Raw genomic sequence first — 16,530 nt, forward strand, 5'->3', positions numbered from 1 at the left:
AGAATGGCTTCTGTACGTGTTAACGTTTTTTTATAAACAGAGGTGAGTGTCTAGCAGCTTGTTAGCTAGATAAAAATATTGGTTTTCCTATAAAATAGTTTCTACTAAACGTTGTAGGGCTTAGTGGCTATTTTACAAAAAAACCAATACTTAAAAAATTACTGTATTAAACCGTTTTGCGTATAATAGTTTGCTTACGGTCTGGTCCTACAGAAACAATTGTAATAGGAAGTTGAAGTTCTTCTTCTAGAAATTCAATATACTTATTTAAGTTTTCAGGTAATTCTGAAGCTTCAGTCATTCCTGTTAAATCAGCTTCCCATCCTTTTAATTCAGTATAGACAGGAGATACATTTTCTGCTTCTATATTGTATGGTAAATGCGTGATGGTTTCACCTTTATAATTGTATGCGGTACATACTTTTAAAGTTTCAAAACCAGAAAGTACATCACCTTTCATCATAATAAGTTGGGTAACGCCATTAATCTGACAAGCGTAACGTAATGCTACAAGATCTAACCATCCACAACGTCTAGAACGTCCGGTAGTTGCACCAAATTCTGCACCAACACGGCCCATTGTTTCTCCAACTTCATCAAATAATTCTGTTGGGAAAGGTCCTGATCCTACACGTGTTGTATACGCTTTAAAGATTCCAAAAACTTCACCAATTTGATTTGGAGCCACACCTAAACCTGTACAAGCTCCGGCAGCGGTAGTATTAGAGGAGGTTACAAACGGATAGGTTCCGAAGTCAATATCTAATAAAGATCCCTGAGCACCTTCAGCTAAAATCGTTTTATTAGATTGTTGTGCTTGGTGGATGTATTCTTCAGAATCAATAAAGGTTAAAGATTTTAAAGTCTCTATAGCTTCAAAGAAATCAGCTTCTAATTCTTTAAGATCGTATTCTATATCGGCATTGTAAAACGCAATCATCGCCTCGTGCTTATCTGCTAGGGCTCTGTATTTGTCTTTCCAATCTGCTAATTCAATATCACCAACACGAATTCCGTTTCTTCCGGTTTTATCCATGTATGTTGGGCCAATACCTTTCAATGTTGATCCAATTTTAGCTTTTCCTTTAGAGGCTTCGCTTGCCGCATCTAATAAACGGTGTGTTGGTAAAATGATATGCGCTTTACGAGAAATACAAAGTGATTTTTTATAATCTACGTTTTGTTCGTTAAGTTTATCTAGTTCTTTCTTGAAAATTACGGGGTCTATAACAACACCATTACCAACGAGGTTGACTTTATCTTCATGAAAAATACCAGATGGAATAGTATGTAAAACATGTTTTTTGCCATTAAACACTAAAGTGTGTCCTGCGTTTGGCCCACCTTGAAAGCGTGCAATTATGTCGTAATTAGAGGTAAATACATCGACAATCTTTCCTTTGCCTTCATCTCCCCACTGTAATCCAAGTAGTAAATCTACTGCCATTTTAAATTGAGTTAGTCTTCTTTTTTACGATTTCCGTAAAAATATAATGAATGATTTGTTATCTGAATATCAAAAACCTCTTCGATGGTTTTCTTAATGGATTGAATGCGAGGGTCACAGAATTCTATGACTTCGCCAGTATCGGTAAGAATTACGTGATCGTGATTTTTATCAAAATACGATTTTTCATAATGTGCCTGACTTTTTCCGAATTGGTGTTTTCTGACTAAGGCACATTCTAAAAGTAATTCTATAGTATTGTAGAGGGTTGCCCTACTGACACGATAGTTTTTGTTCTTCATTTTGATATATAAAGATTCAATATCAAAATGTTCTTTGTTATCATAAATTTCCTGAAGTATAGCATAACGCTCAGGTGTTTTTCTATGACCTTTATCTTCAAGGAATTGTGTAAATACACGTTTTACAATTTCCTGGTTGTTTTCTTCTGTGGTTGCATTCATAATTAAGGGGCAAATTTACACAAATTTTATAGGAAATGAATTATAAATTCCAGGATAAAAATGAAAGAAATGAACAAGTTTAAATTAAAAATTGATAATAATTTAAACGCGGGTGACTTTGTCAATTCCGTTTATTTTTTTAAGATTATGAATTAATTTTTTAAGCATGGTCTGATTTTTAACCTGTACCGTGATCTTTCCTGTAAAGATTCCGTCATCACTAGAAAAGCTTATACTCTTCATATTAACATGCATATTTTCTGAAATGAGCCTTGTAATTTCATTCACCAATCCCATATTATCAATACCCGATAAAATGATTTGTGAGGTGTACACTTGCTGAGAAGAATCAATCCATTTGGCCTGCATAATTCTGTAGGCGTAATTAGATTGTAAACTTAGGGCGTTAGGACAATTGGTTTTATGAACCTTTAAACCATCATTAATGGTAAGGAACCCAAACACTTTATCTCCTGGAATTGGATTACAACAATTGGCTAAGGTATAATTCAATTTCTCCTCCTCTTTACCAAATACGAGCATATCGTATTTAGAGGTAATTTCTTCCTTATGAATATCCTTAGGTACGTTAGGTTTGTATATTTTATTTTTAAAATAACTAACAAAAGAACTGCTTCTAGAGGCAGCAAAAGCCTTTAGTTTAGGGTTGTCTATGGTGCCAATACCTACACGATAAAATAAATCTAAAGAAGTGTTGAGCTTAAAGTAGCTTACTAATTCATTAACCGAGTTTTCATTAAGATTAATTTTAAGTTGTTTTAATTTTCGTCTTAAAATTTCTTTTCCTTCTTCTGCAATGAGCTTGGTATCTTCTTTTAATGCGGATTTAATTTTGGTTCTTGCACGGGCCGTTGTGGCGTAATCTAACCAGTTTACATTAGGTTTAGCATTATCAGAGGTCATTATTTCTACCCGATCGCCACTTTGCAATTCATGACTTAAGGGCACTAATTTACCGTTAACCTTAGCACCACGTGTTCTTAGTCCGACTTCGGTATGAATACCAAAAGCAAAATCGAGTGGTGTTGCGCCTTTAGGTAAGGATTTTAAATCGCCCTTAGGGGAGAAAACAAATATTTCTTTAGAATAAAGGTTGAGCTTAAATTGTTCTACAAAATCTACAGCATCGCCTTCATTGTTCTCTAAAGCTTCTTGCAATCTATTAATCCAAATGTCTAAGTTGTCCTCCTTAGCATCAGCATTTTTATATTTATAATGAGCAGCATAACCTTTTTCTGCAATTTCATTCATCCGCTCGCTACGGATTTGTACTTCTACCCAACGACTTTTAGGACCTACAACGGTAATGTGTAAGGCTTCATATCCTGTAGATTTAGGAGAGGAAATCCAATCTCGTAATCGAATAGGGTTGGGGGTAAAGTGATCGGTAACGATAGAATAGATTTTCCATGCCAAGAACTTTTCATTGGCCAGATCCGATTTATAGATAATTCGAACGGCAAACTTATCATAGACTTCATCAAAAGACACGCCTTGTTTAAGCATTTTACGTCTTATGCTGAAAATCGATTTAGGGCGTCCTTTAATCTCGTAATGAAGACCTTCAGTATTTAAGGAGTCTTCAATAACCTTAGAAAAGGCTTTGATATAGGCGTCTTGGTCTTCCTTACTATCTTCAATTTTTCCGAGGATGTCGTTGTAAACTTCAGGCTCAGTATATTTTAAACCTAAATCTTCAAGTTCTGTTTTAATATTGTAAAGCCCAATTCTATGCGCCAATGGGGCATAGATATAAAGTGTTTCAGAAGCAATTTTAACTTGTTTATCCGACCGCATAGAATCCATGGTTTGCATGTTGTGCAAACGGTCTGCGATTTTTATAATAATAACCCTAACGTCATCATTCAGTGTTAACAACATCTTCCTGAAATTTTCCGCTTGTAAAGACACATCCATGTCTTTTCTTAACGATGATATTTTGGTAAGTCCATCAACAATCCTAGCAACTGTTTCTCCAAAGAGTTGCTCCATATCGTCGATGGTGTATTCTGGGTTGTCTTCTACAACATCGTGAAGTAAGGCAGCGGCAATAGAAGTGGCGTCCATCCCAATTTCCTTAGCTACAATACGTGCTACGGCAATAGGGTGGAAAATATAAGCTTCCCCAGATTTACGACGTTGGTCTTTATGGGCATCGACGGCCACATCAAACGCGTGACGTATTAACTTTTTGTCGTCATCGGTTAAGGTCTGATAACTGACTTTGAGTAAATCTTTGTACGCTTTGGCGATCGCTTTATTCTCTTTTTCTATAGCTTCATCTGTCATAAGAACTAAAATAAACAAAGTCTATGATATAAACAATGTGTTTTTTTAGAGAATTAGTGAAGTTTTTTTAAGATGAAGGTTTTAGGATTTATATTTTATAAATTCAATATTTAAAGGCATAACCTAATTTATTCATAATGATCTAATTGTCTAATGTGTTGATGTGCCGTTTTAGCATTTATATAGGTTTTACGGGTTGATTAGAACTATGACAGTTTTTTATGAAGATTTTAAAAAATAAAAAAGGCTATAAAACCGTGAAAGTAATACGGTGTTATAGCCTTTGTCTTGTTTTTAGCTTTGTTATTTGTCTAAAGCCGGAATCTCTATTTGATTAATACTGTATAAATAGGTGGCTTCTTTTTGTTTAAAGTTGGCAATGGCATTTACTAAACCGGCTTCAGCTTCTTCTTTAGCTTGTCTGGCGTCTAATAAATCCGATAAATTATTTAAACCGTTGTTGTAGTTATCGCGTTGGGCTTCTAAATTTTCGGTAGCAAAATCGAGCTTATCTGTAGCAACCAGGATACGTTTATTGGCGGTTTGCAAATCGTACCAATTTTTAGTTATGTATTTGGTTAATTGGTCTTCTACATCTAATAAATTATTTTTAGCAATTTTTAAATCCACTTCTTTTTGGTGAATTCGTTTTTTTTCTTTGCCCCAAAATGCCGAAATAGGAATGGATACCGTTCCAAAAGCAATAGGTTGAAAATCCATGTTAAAAGCATTGTTAAAGGTGCCCACTTTTGCAGCATTAATACCTACTGCAACTTGCGGTAATAAATTAGATTTTTCGTTTTTTACTTCTAATTGTGCAGCATTCACTTGCTTTTCTGATAACTGATAGAGGTTGTTGCCTGCTAAATCTATATTTAAATTGTCGCTTAAAATTGAAGCCGAAAAATTGTCTTTCGTTATCGTACTCGTAGCCACCATTGTGGTATCGAATGGCATGCCAACATACAGTGCTAAATCTAAAAGTGCAATTTTTCTTAAATTAGAAAGTTCTAGTTCGTTCGCCAGAATATTACTTTTTTCAACCTTTACTTGTAACAGTTGACTTTTGGAAATGAGTCCTGCGTCTAATAAATCTTGTTGCTGTTTTAAAAGTTCATTGACATAGGTTTTTCCGGCAGTGAGTACTTTTTGTTGCTCTTGTATTTGTATTAGTTGCCAAAATTTTAATTCGGTAGTAAGCATAACGGAATCAACGGCTGTTTCATGACCAATTTTTCTGGCTTCCAGTTGTAATTCGGCAAGCGCGTTACCAATTCTAACTTTTCCACCAGCATAAACCGCTTGTGTTGCTGTAGCACTTACGGCATATAAATTTTCTATGCCATTTGGTAAATAAGTTGGAATTTCGGGAACCAAATAATCAAATGCCTGAACGGCAAAGGCGCTTGCGGATACTTCTGGAAAATAGTTGTGAAACGCTTCTTGTTTTACAAATTCGGCTCTTTTTATTAAAAGCGAATCATTTTTAATACTTCTGCTATATTGAAGCGCTTTCTTTTTTAAATCCTCTAATTTTAATTCTTTTTCTTGTGCATTTGTAGTGGTGATGCTCAACAAGAAAATAAGAAAAAAGCTCGCTGTGAAATATGCTGATTTATAGGTGTTCATCATGATTTTAAATGTTTTGATCTTGTTCTGTTTTGTCTTCGTCTGCTCTAAAAAATAACCAATACAAAATCGGTAAGACATAAAGGGTTAATACCATTGAAACTAGTAATCCAAATGCAATTACGGTACCCAAAGGTCCCCAAAGACTAGAGCGACTAATAATCATTGGTGTGACCCCTACAGCTGCTGCAGCCGAAGTTAAAAATATAGGACGCATTCTACGCTCTGCCGATAAAATGGCAGCTTCTCTAAATGTTTTACCATGGTGGCGATGAAGCTCATCGGCATAGTCTATTAAAATAATACCATTTCTTACTACAATTCCACATAGGGCTAAAATGCCTAAGAACGATGTAAATCCAAATGGATATTGCATTAAAAGAAGTCCAAGTGCCGCACCTAAAATACTTAAGGGCATAGTTATAAAGCTTAAAACCGCATGCTTAAACGATTTAAAATGCCAAATAAGAATCAACACAATTAAAACAACACTGACTAATAAAGAAATTCCCATAGGTAAAAGGTTTTCCTGAGCCATTTCAAACTCACCACCATAATCTACCTTAATGTGTTCGGGTATATGGAGCTCTTCTAATTTTGGTTTAATTTTTTCTAAAACAACATTGGCAACTGCTCCTTTTTCAATATCGACTCTTACGGTTAAACAACGCATACCGTTTTGCCTAACAATACGCTCTTGTCCCCAATTGGCTTTAATTTCTGCTACTTGATTTAAAGGAATGTTTTTGCCTGTAGACGGTACAATTATGGAAAGTTGGTTGAGTGCCGATATGGTTTCGGTTTTATCCGTATTAGACTTTACTTTTACGTTTATGGCATAATTGGCATCATAAATTTGTGTGGCCAATAAGCCCTCAGTATGCATTGCAATGGTGTTGGCAACATCTTGCTTAGTTAAACCCGCTTGGGCCAGTTGTTGTTCTTTTAGTTTAATACCAACTTTGTTATAAACCTCGCCAAAATCTGTTCTAGACCAAATGGTTTGTGGAGTTTGTCGGGCTAAGTTTATAATAGAATCGCCATAGGCTTTAATTTCAGCAATATTATCACCATATAATTTAATTTCTATAGGTGCAGGTTTCCCCACCATGTTTAATTGCTTCATTCGTAAATACGCATTCGGAAACAGGTTGGCGTATTTTTGGTCGTAATCTCTTAATACGTCTTCGGTGGCATCATCAGAAGTGGTTGTTACTAGAATTTGTGCATAGTTTTTTGTCGGTAAATTAGGCGCGTAAACCATGTGGAATCTTGGGGAACTTTCGCCGATAAAACTGGTGTAGTTGACCACGCGGTCATCATTTGCTAAGATCTTTTCAAATTCGTTGACAACCTTAGCGGTTTCTTCTAAATTGCTCGATTTGTTTAGATTAACTTCTACTGCAAATTGATTTCTTTCTACTATTGGGAATAACTCCTGACTAACATTTGAAAATAAAAATAAACCTAAAACAATAGAAGTCACACCGGCTATAACTGTAATACGGTAATGTTTCATAGCGCTGTTTACGCTGTTGTTAAAGAAGTTTTGAATGCGGTCTAGCATCGATTTTTTGTGTTCTTCCCCTTCTTTTTTACCTGATTGAAGTCCTTTTTTAATAAAAACCGTGTTTAGATGCGGTACCAACAAAACAGAAATGGTTAACGATAAGAATAAGGCTATAGATATAGTCCATGGAAACGTACTTAAAAAGTCTTTTGCTGTACCACTCATAAAAAACATCAGTGGGAAAAAGGTGGCCGAAATCGCTAGGGTAGCGGTGAATACAGACGGAAATAATTCCGTGGCACTTTCTAAAGCGGCTTTCCAGCGGGATTTACCTTCGTCTAGTTTTTCAATATAATTGTCAATCACCACAATAGGGTCGTCTACCACAATACCTAAAACCACAATTAAAGCAGCTAGCGTTACCGTGTTTAACTCCATGTTTAATAAATACATCACGGCCAACGTAGAGGCAATGGTAATAGGAATAGTTGCTGCAGCTAGTGACGCTACACGGAACGGTAGTAACAACATACATACCAATATAACGCCCATAAGAGCATAGCCAAACTCTTTCATAAAATGCGCTATCGAATGATTTACAGCTTCCGGTTGGTCCGCAATAACATTGATGTTAATGTCTTGTGGTAAGTTTTCTTTTAATTGTGCTATATGTTCTTCAATTTCGTCGCCGAACTGAACAATATTGTTGCCTTTGGCCATTTCTAAAGTAATGATAATACTTCTAGTGCCATTACTTCGAATGTAAGAATCTGGGTCGTTATACTCGCGCTTTACTTCAGCAATATCGCTAACACGAATCACGTTTCCGTTGCCATCTGACCTAATAATATGTTGGGAAATATCTGCAATATTATTAAATGAAGGATTAATATGAATAGGATAATCTATGGTTTCCGATTCTAAATCGCCTGCAGCATTAATAGCACCTTGGGCATTTAAACTTTGCATTAACATGCCTGGACTTATGGCATATTCAGCGAGTTTGTTTTGGTCTACGTAGACTGCGATTTCTTCATTTATACTTCCGGAATAGCTGATTTTAGCCATTTCTTCTATGCCACGTAAATCGTCTATAATTTCTTCGGCATGCAGTTGTAAATCTTTATACGGTCTGTCTTTAGACTCTACCGTTAAAATCATGGCAGCAGTGTTTCCAAAATCGCTATTTACTATAACACCTCTAACTTCTGGTGGCAAGGATGTTTGCTGAAAAACAAATAAATCGTTTTTTAATCTGTTCCAGAATTGTTGTGTTTCATCTTTATCAATTCGACTTGCAATTTCAACATAAACATAACTCATCCCTTCTTGCGAATACGAGTACGTTTTTGCTTTGTCTATTTCATTAAAGCTAAATAAATATTCTTCTAATTTTGAGGTAAGTTGCGCTTCAACTTCTTCTGCACTTGCGCCAGGATAAACACCTACCACAAGACCCGTACGTATGGTGAAATCTGGAAACTCGTTCCTAGACATGTTAACGAGGCCTAGAATACCAATACAAAAAAACACCACAGCGAGCGCTACAGGGAAGGCGGTGTTTTTCATTCCCCATTCAATAAGTGAACCTTTCTGTTTCATGTTTTATTGCATTAAAATTTTAACGGGTGTATTGTTGGTTAATTTGTGATAACCAGAAATAATGACTTTATCGCCCTTAGTAAGGCCGCTTTTTATTTCAATACCATCGTTATAAAGTTTACCAATTTCTACTATTTTGCGTTGTGCCTTATTATTTTTGGTATTTACAACATATACAAAGTTTTGCCCTTCGTTGGTTAAGGAAACCACATCTACAGGAAGTTTAAAATTCTGTGTTGTGGCTTTGTTTGCAGTGTTTTCTATAACATTAGTACAGGTCATTCCTGGTTTTAAAAGGAAGTCAGGATTATTTACAGTTATTTTAGCGGTATAAACAGGAGTTCGACTTTCAGATTGTACGGCGATTTCGGTTAAGGTTCCAGAAAATGTTTGGTTTAAAGTGGGAACGTAAATACTAGCTTCGCTACCTGTTTTATAGTGATTGACTTCTTGGTCTGATAATGAAATGATGGCCTGTACGTTACTTAAATCTATCAATTCTACAACCGGCATTCCTGGAGAAGCCACATGGCCAGATTCCATAAATTTATGGCTAATGTACCCGTTAAAAGGTGCCGTTAAGTTGGTATGGTTTAAATTTTTGCTCGCCGCATTTAAGGCCGATTGGGCTTGTTCGTAATTCGATTTTGCTTCAAGCATTCTTATTTCCGCAATACTCCCTTTTTGAAACACATTATTTATTCTTTCAAAATTTTCTTTAGCAAGATTGACCTGTGCTTTGTTAGCGTTAAACTGTGCTTGGTATAGAGAAGGATCTATAGCCGCGATAAGCTGTCCTTTTTTTACATAATCGCCCAAACTAACCGGTAATTCTGTAATATCTCCGGCCACTTGAAAACTAATATTTGTAGTTTTAATAGGTTTAATAATCCCTGGGAATTTTTCTGACCGACCATCAACACCATTATTTTGTGTGATATTTAAAACCTTGACGGCAATAGGGGTAATTGATTTCTCTGTTTTCTTTTCTCCACAAGAAACTATAATCAGCCCTAAGAGAATGCTGTATAAAAAATGTTTATTCATCATTTTTGTTTATTTGGTTTTTAAGGATTTGATGAGAAGATTATTAATCCAGTTTATTTTAGTAAGTATGTCGCCTTTAAAGGTTTCATAAATGAAAAATTCCTTTTTAGTGTTATCAATAGTATTGACAATAATGGTGGCTAAGAAATTGATATGTTCCTTATCGAGGGTTTCTATTTCTTTGTTTTGAATAGCCCATGTAAGACAGTCTTTTATTATGTCTATGTCTTGCTCACGTAGTTTAACCACTATGGAAGAAATAAAATCTTCACCTTGTTTTAAATCATTGAGGATGATTTTATAGGTTTCTAATGCGTTTTCTAAGTGAATTATATTCTCCTTGGCGTAAATAGACAGATTTTTATCTATTGTGTTTTGGTCTGAGAGCTTTAATTCGCAATTAGTGATAAGTGGTTTGTGAAAGTCAAACATAAAAGCTTTAAAAACATCCTCTTTGTTTTTGTAATAATAATAAAGGGTGCTTCTCCCTTTTCCGCTAGCTTCTGCTATAAGTCCCATATTCGCTTTATTATAACCGTAGGTCTTAAAGACAGTTTTAGCCGCTTCAATGATTTGGTTTTTCACAAATTCGTCTTTGCTAGAATTCGACATTTCTTTGCTATTTGTTTGTTTTTCGACAAAATTATAAAAAATGTCTAAAATTAAAGCAGGAAAATTTTTTTTAACATAAACTTAAACCATAGGTCAACTAATATCAGTGGGGTTAAAAGCTTGTTGAGCTTCGCGTTAGCTTTATGACGGATTTAAATCTAAGGACTCTAAATGTCAATACTAGTAATGTGCGGGTATCTATGCTAGAAGTTTTGGTGAAGGCATCCTTTTTATAAATTGAATAGAATTTGGTGTAAACATAAGGGGGAGTGATCGCTTATGTTTTCAAGCAAGACCAGTTTTAATGGCGAATTCAGATTTATAAATGAAACCCTAAAGACGCTTCCTTTTTTAAGGAGTTACGAGGGGGTATTACACCTATAAATACAACAAAACCCGCAATACATGCAGGTTTTCTGAAGTTGTTATGTAAAAAAAGTCTTAAGGATTCGTAGACCATAAAGAGGCATTGGCCATCATAGCACGACGTGGTAATTTTAATCCTGATATAATTAATTCAGCAAAATCTTCAGGCTGTAATACACGATCTTCAGAATCTTTATTTGCAATACCTAATTCTATAGACATATCTGAAGCGATAGTACTAGGCGTTAAAGTACAAACTCTAATATTGTTTTTTCTAACTTCCTTCATTAAGGATTGAGACATCCCAATAACGGCAAACTTAGACGCAGAATAAGCAGAAGTGGTTGCATTACCGTTTAATCCTGCCGTAGAAGAAACGTTAATGATATCGCCTTCATTTTTAGCAATTAAATGTGGTAAAACTTCTTTGGTTACATAATACATCCCCATAACATTGGTTTGTATAATTTGGTTCCATTGTTCAACCTCCATATCGTTTAAGGTTCCGAAGGCTGCAATCCCAGCATTGTTAACTAAGATATCAATGGTTCCTAAAGTTTCCACAACAGTTTTAATGCTTGTTTTAACTTCCTCGTAGTTGCTTACATCAAATACAGCATAAGTGGCGTTTACACCAAATGCTTTAAGTTCTTCAACAGTAGTTTTTAAAACGGCTTCATTTCTACCGGTAATAGCAATATCAATACCTTCTTTCGCAAAGGCAATTGCGGTTGCTTTTCCAAGACCTCTTCCGCCTCCTGTAATTAATGCTTTTCTATTTTTTAAATCGGTCATAGTTGTAATTCTTTTTGGTTATTCAAAATTAGGAAAAAATGTTACGGAATGTTGTTATAGTTTTGTGAATTTACGACCTTAAATTATTAACACGTTCTAAGAGTGTAGGATGTGAATAATGCATAAATACATAGGCTTTATGCGGTGTTAAATTACTAAGACTATTTTTAGACATTTTTTTTAAGGCGCTAATTAAAGGAGCTGCTTTATAAGTGTTTTTAGCATAATCATCTGCTTGGTATTCAAAAACTCTAGAGGTATAATTCATAATAAGTCCGGTAAGTTCTGAAATAGGAGCGTATAACAATCCAAAAGCGATGAGCCCAACATGAAAACTTGGTGTTTCTACACCAATAGCATGGGATAATAGTGGATTTGAAACAAATACGGAAAGGATAAAGAGTGTTAATCCTGTAAGTAGGATAGAGGTTGTTAAGTTGAAAATGATATGTTTCTTTTTGTAGTGGCCCACTTCGTGTGCTAAAACCGCCACGATTTCTTCTTCGTCTAAATCGTTAACTAAAGTATCGTAAAGTGTGACACGTTTTTCACTGCCAAATCCCGAAAAATAAGCATTGGCCTTGGTACTGCGTTTAGAGCCATCGATAATAAAAATTTTATCGAGATTAAAACCTACAGAGTTGGCATAGGCTGAAATCTTAGTCCGCAAATCGCCATCCTCCAAGGGCGTTTGCTTATTGAATAATGGGACAATAAGTTTGGAGTAAAACATATTCATAAATACGGTAAAGATTGTAACAAGTCCCCAGGCATAGAGCCAAAATTGATGTCCTGTAATTTGGTAAAACCAAACGATAAGGGCTATAATTCCACCACCAAGAAGCGCCATCATTAGTAATCCTTTTAGCTTATCCAGGACAAAGGTTTTTCTAGAAGTCTTATTAAATCCAAATTTTTCTTCAATAACAAAGGTTTTGTAATAACTAAAAGGAGTGGTTATAATATCGCTCGCTATCATAATAATTCCGAAGAAAATTAAGGCGATAACAATAGGTTGGTCAGAAAAGCTTCGGGCTATGTTATCGACATACTCAAAGCCATCTAAAAATAAAAAGCCTAAAGTGAGTACGAATGAAAAGAGCGAGGTCCCAATCCCGAATTTATAATTGACAGTTTTATACGCTTGCGATTTTTTATATGCGGCTTCATCATATACATCGCTTAAGACTTCAGGAATAGGATCGTTGTAATGCTTCGCATTTATAGCATCGAGGACTTTGTCAATGATAAAATTGATAACGATAATAGTCAGGATGATATAGAAGAGCGTATTTGCTGTCATTATGATGTTTTATGTTTGTTTTTGTCACTTCGAGTGAAATTTCTTTTTTTGGAAATTTTGTATCGAGAAGTTTCGTTGTAACGCGTATTCTCGATACCATTTTTTTCGTTCCTCGAAAATCACTCGAACTGACGACATTTAGTTATTTAAAATCGCGTTGTCGTTTAGCTTCAAAAATAAGAATCCCCGCTGCTACAGAAACATTCATGGAGTCAATAACGCCTTGCATTGGGATGCTAATGTTTTGTGTAGCTGCGTCTCGCCATTCTTGGGTTAGGCCTGTCGCTTCTGTCCCTACAACAACAGCGGTTGGTAAGGTGTAATCTTGCGTATGGTAAGGTTTTGATTCTTGTAAAATGGCAGAATAGATATTGAAATTGTATCTTTTAAGAAAAGCAATTGCCTCCTCAGAACTGGCCATGGCAATTTCAGTCGTAAACACACAACCAACACTAGAGCGAATAATATTTGGATTGTATAAGTCAGACTTAGGATTAGCAATAATCACAGCATCTACATTTGCAGCATCAGCCGTACGTAATAAAGCACCAATATTTCCAGGTTTTTCAGGAGCTTCAGCTACTAAAATTAATGGGTTTTTAGAGGTGAGTTTTAAATGGTCAAGCGTATGCTTTTTGGTGTTTACAACGGCAATTACACCTTCGGTAGTATCTCTATGGGCTAATTTTTGAAATACCTCTTTTGAAATTTCAATAATCTCAACATCATAACTACTCATAGCTTTGGCTTCGCTTTCAGAAAACAAATCTGGAAAAAACAATAAACTTTCAATGCTGTAACCGCCTTTAATTGCTAGCGATAATTCACGTTTGCCTTCTATTAAAAACTGCCCAGATTTTTTTCGTTGCCGCGATTTTTCTTTGAGCAGAACAAGTTGTTTTATCAATGGATTTTGAACGCTAGATATGGATTTAGCCATTATTATATTATTTAATCTATATTTGAGATATACAAATTTAACCTATTATGAAGCAAAAACTACTTTACCTTTTCCTATTCTTAACAATCAACACAATTTCATTTGCTCAGGTGGCGAATCAACCGAGCGACTTAGTGGTTTGCGATGATGATAATGATGGGTTTTCTCAGTTCGATTTAACAATTTTAGATGCTCAAGTTTTAGATAGTCAAGACCCAACAGGTTTTGTTCTTTCTTATCATGTAACCTTAAGTGATGCTAATAATGGCATTAATGCACTTCCTATTCCATATGGCAATATTACGCCATGGTTACAAACTATTTATATAAGATTAGAAGATAGCGTGACGGGGAATTTTGATACAACGCTGGTTAATCTAATTATAAATCCTTTTCCGCAAGCCATACAACCAACTTCATTAAATTTATGTGATGATATAGGAGAAGTACCAGGTGATGGAATCACTGTATTTGACTTAACTGTAAAAGATGCTGAAATTACAGGTGGTAATGCGGACTGGTCAGTAGATTATTATGAAACTAATGCAGATGCACAAGCACAAACGAATGCTATTGCTAACCCAACGGTATATACTAATAACTCAGTAAATGGATCGCCAGCTAATCCACAAACATTATTTGTTGTAGTGACTGATACTAATACGGGGTGCATAAATTTTACCACATTAACCATACGTGTTTTCCCAAATCCATCACCAACTCCAAGTGAGTTATTGCCAGATTTAGTAATGTGCGACGAAACCAATCCTGGAGATGGGATAGAAACATTTGACCTCACGGAGAACGAAATATGGATTATAAATGGTGATGTAGGTCATACTGTGACCTATTATACAAGTGAGAACAATGCTTTATCTGGCTCAAATAGTATTTCGGATCCAACGCAATTTACCAATACAGTTTCTACTCAAACTATTTATGCAAGAATGGAAAGGAATACCACTGGCTGTTTTGCTGTTGTGGATTTTGATATTACTGTATATTCATTACCGGAAGTCGTTGCAATAAATGACTTTATTCTATGTGAATTATATACCGATGGATTTGCTAATTTTAATCTAGCACTAAAAGATGTAGAAGTATTAAATGGCCAAGATTCTTCACAGTTTGATGTAAATTATTATATGACCATTGCAGATGCAGAATCAGGTACAAATGCATTGCTAAGTCCATACACTAATCTTACTAACCCACAACAAATATTTGTAACGATTACTAATACTAGTACAGGTTGTTCAATAAGTACGCAAAGTTTTAATATTGAGGTAAACGAAGCAGCTCAGGCAAATTCAGATTTTGAAACCATTATCTACGAGCAATGTGATGATAATATGGAAACCGATGGTGACCCAACTAATGATAGTATTCAATTTGACTTAACGACACAAGATGCTCAGGTATTAGATGGGCAAAATCCTACGGATTATATAGTAACTTATTATGCCACTGAAATAGACGCTAATTTTGGTATTAATCCTTTACCTATCTTATATAGTAATGTTGTTAACCCACAAGTTATTTATGTAAGAGTAGATAATAACACTGAAAATGGATCAGGAATTGATTCTTCCTTATGCTATGCGACAACAGATGTTACTTTACAGGTTAATCCTTTACCATTTTTAAATATAGATGATAGTTATAGTTTTTGTATTGGCGAGTCTGTAACTATAGATACGGGTTTAAATGCTTCAGATTATAGTTTTCAATGGGCAACTGATAATGGTCCTATACCAGGTGAAACGCAATCGTCTCTAACGGTATCAGAACCTGGTTTTTATTATATAACGGTTGTTGCTTTTTCTGGGTGTGGAACAGTTTCTACTATGATTAACGTAGAGGAAATGGTTTGTACAGACACAGACAGTGACGGTGTTATTGATGCCGATGAAGATATTAATGAAAACGGTAATCTAGAAGATGATGATACGGATGGGGATGACATTCCCAACTATTTAGATGACGATGATGATGGAGACGGTGTAGATACTATTATTGAAATTAGTATTGAATTAGGTCGAAATGCAATACATCCATTTGTGGATACCGATGGTGACGACATTGAAAACTATTTAGACGACGACGATGATGGCGATGGTATTCTTACTGTAGATGAAGATTATAATAATAACGGAGATCCAACCGATGATGATACCAATACGAATGGTATTCCAGATTATCTTGAAAATGATGTCGCTTTAGGCGTTGATGATTATAGTGTTGTAAATTTTAAACTTTTCCCTAATCCAGCAAAGAATACAGTCAGCATTCAGCTCACAACTTCTAATTTAGAAACCGGAAAAATAAATATCATCGATATTCAAGGAAAGACAATTTTGAAAGACATAACACTCCTAGGGCAATCTTCAACATTAGACATTTCAAGCCTAGAAAGCGGCTTGTATTTTGTAAAGCTGACTATTAATAATGCGGCAACAATTGAAAAGTTGATAGTAAATTAAATGTATTTCAAATTTTAAAAGA

Annotated in this window: 11 protein-coding genes; 1 reads left to right on the top strand and 10 read right to left on the bottom strand. The window is 35.2% G+C overall.

Annotated elements, in window-relative coordinates:
• Positions 1–166: 166 nt before the first annotated feature.
• The 10 genes from DFQ08_RS06005 to DFQ08_RS06050 all read right to left on the bottom strand — a co-directional run bounded on the left by DFQ08_RS06005 (position 167) and on the right by DFQ08_RS06050 (position 14,025).
• Positions 167–1,447, bottom strand: a complete 1,281-nt coding sequence (locus tag DFQ08_RS06005) for an adenylosuccinate synthase (RefSeq protein ID WP_114308910.1) — start codon at positions 1,445–1,447, stop codon at positions 167–169.
• A gap of 11 nt (positions 1,448–1,458) precedes the next feature.
• Entirely contained in the window at positions 1,459–1,911 is a 453-nt protein-coding gene (locus tag DFQ08_RS06010; RefSeq protein ID WP_114308911.1) for a Fur family transcriptional regulator, read from the bottom strand.
• A 102-nt stretch (positions 1,912–2,013) separates the two neighbouring features.
• Positions 2,014–4,221 (bottom strand): RelA/SpoT family protein, encoded by a 2,208-nt coding sequence (locus tag DFQ08_RS06015; protein WP_114308912.1) that lies wholly within the window; start codon positions 4,219–4,221, stop codon positions 2,014–2,016.
• 303 nt (positions 4,222–4,524) lie between these two features.
• Positions 4,525–5,853, bottom strand: coding sequence for a TolC family protein (locus DFQ08_RS06020; protein ID WP_245935388.1), 1,329 nt, complete (start codon positions 5,851–5,853; stop codon positions 4,525–4,527).
• 4 nt (positions 5,854–5,857) lie between these two features.
• On the bottom strand, positions 5,858–8,962 hold the full coding sequence (locus tag DFQ08_RS06025; RefSeq protein WP_114308913.1) for an efflux RND transporter permease subunit: 3,105 nt from the start codon (positions 8,960–8,962) through the stop codon (positions 5,858–5,860).
• Positions 8,963–8,965: 3 nt separating this feature from the next.
• Positions 8,966–10,012, bottom strand: coding sequence for an efflux RND transporter periplasmic adaptor subunit (locus tag DFQ08_RS06030; RefSeq protein WP_114308914.1), 1,047 nt, complete (start codon positions 10,010–10,012; stop codon positions 8,966–8,968).
• Positions 10,013–10,018: 6 nt separating this feature from the next.
• Positions 10,019–10,621 (bottom strand): TetR/AcrR family transcriptional regulator, encoded by a 603-nt coding sequence (locus tag DFQ08_RS06035; protein WP_114308915.1) that lies wholly within the window; start codon positions 10,619–10,621, stop codon positions 10,019–10,021.
• A gap of 441 nt (positions 10,622–11,062) precedes the next feature.
• The gene (locus tag DFQ08_RS06040; RefSeq protein ID WP_114308916.1) at positions 11,063–11,782 is read right to left on the bottom strand and encodes a 3-ketoacyl-ACP reductase; all 720 of its coding nucleotides are present in this window, start codon (positions 11,780–11,782) and stop codon (positions 11,063–11,065) included.
• A 70-nt stretch (positions 11,783–11,852) separates the two neighbouring features.
• Positions 11,853–13,085: a M48 family metallopeptidase gene (locus DFQ08_RS06045; RefSeq protein WP_114308917.1), complete on the bottom strand. Its 1,233-nt coding sequence runs from the start codon at positions 13,083–13,085 to the stop codon at positions 11,853–11,855.
• A gap of 142 nt (positions 13,086–13,227) precedes the next feature.
• On the bottom strand, positions 13,228–14,025 hold the full coding sequence (locus DFQ08_RS06050) for a TrmH family RNA methyltransferase (RefSeq protein ID WP_114308918.1): 798 nt from the start codon (positions 14,023–14,025) through the stop codon (positions 13,228–13,230).
• Between the two features lie 47 nt (positions 14,026–14,072).
• Between DFQ08_RS06050 and DFQ08_RS06055 the strand changes: the two genes are divergently transcribed.
• The gene (locus DFQ08_RS06055; RefSeq protein ID WP_114308919.1) at positions 14,073–16,508 is read left to right on the top strand and encodes a T9SS type A sorting domain-containing protein; all 2,436 of its coding nucleotides are present in this window, start codon (positions 14,073–14,075) and stop codon (positions 16,506–16,508) included.
• Positions 16,509–16,530 lie beyond the last annotated feature (22 nt).

The sequence above is a fragment of the Winogradskyella arenosi genome, assembly GCF_003337305.1.
Lineage (GTDB): Bacteria > Bacteroidota > Bacteroidia > Flavobacteriales > Flavobacteriaceae > Winogradskyella > Winogradskyella arenosi.

Coding starts and splice junctions, on each gene's coding strand:
- DFQ08_RS06020 (WP_245935388.1), bottom strand. CDS start 5,853: ATGATGAACACCTATAAATCAGCATATTTCACAGCGAGCTTTTTTCTT.
- DFQ08_RS06010 (WP_114308911.1), bottom strand. CDS start 1,911: ATGAATGCAACCACAGAAGAAAACAACCAGGAAATTGTAAAACGTGTA.
- DFQ08_RS06005 (WP_114308910.1), bottom strand. CDS start 1,447: ATGGCAGTAGATTTACTACTTGGATTACAGTGGGGAGATGAAGGCAAA.
- DFQ08_RS06015 (WP_114308912.1), bottom strand. CDS start 4,221: ATGACAGATGAAGCTATAGAAAAAGAGAATAAAGCGATCGCCAAAGCG.
- DFQ08_RS06055 (WP_114308919.1), top strand. CDS start 14,073: ATGAAGCAAAAACTACTTTACCTTTTCCTATTCTTAACAATCAACACA.
- DFQ08_RS06030 (WP_114308914.1), bottom strand. CDS start 10,012: ATGATGAATAAACATTTTTTATACAGCATTCTCTTAGGGCTGATTATA.
- DFQ08_RS06035 (WP_114308915.1), bottom strand. CDS start 10,621: ATGTCGAATTCTAGCAAAGACGAATTTGTGAAAAACCAAATCATTGAA.
- DFQ08_RS06025 (WP_114308913.1), bottom strand. CDS start 8,962: ATGAAACAGAAAGGTTCACTTATTGAATGGGGAATGAAAAACACCGCC.
- DFQ08_RS06050 (WP_114308918.1), bottom strand. CDS start 14,025: ATGGCTAAATCCATATCTAGCGTTCAAAATCCATTGATAAAACAACTT.
- DFQ08_RS06045 (WP_114308917.1), bottom strand. CDS start 13,085: ATGACAGCAAATACGCTCTTCTATATCATCCTGACTATTATCGTTATC.
- DFQ08_RS06040 (WP_114308916.1), bottom strand. CDS start 11,782: ATGACCGATTTAAAAAATAGAAAAGCATTAATTACAGGAGGCGGAAGA.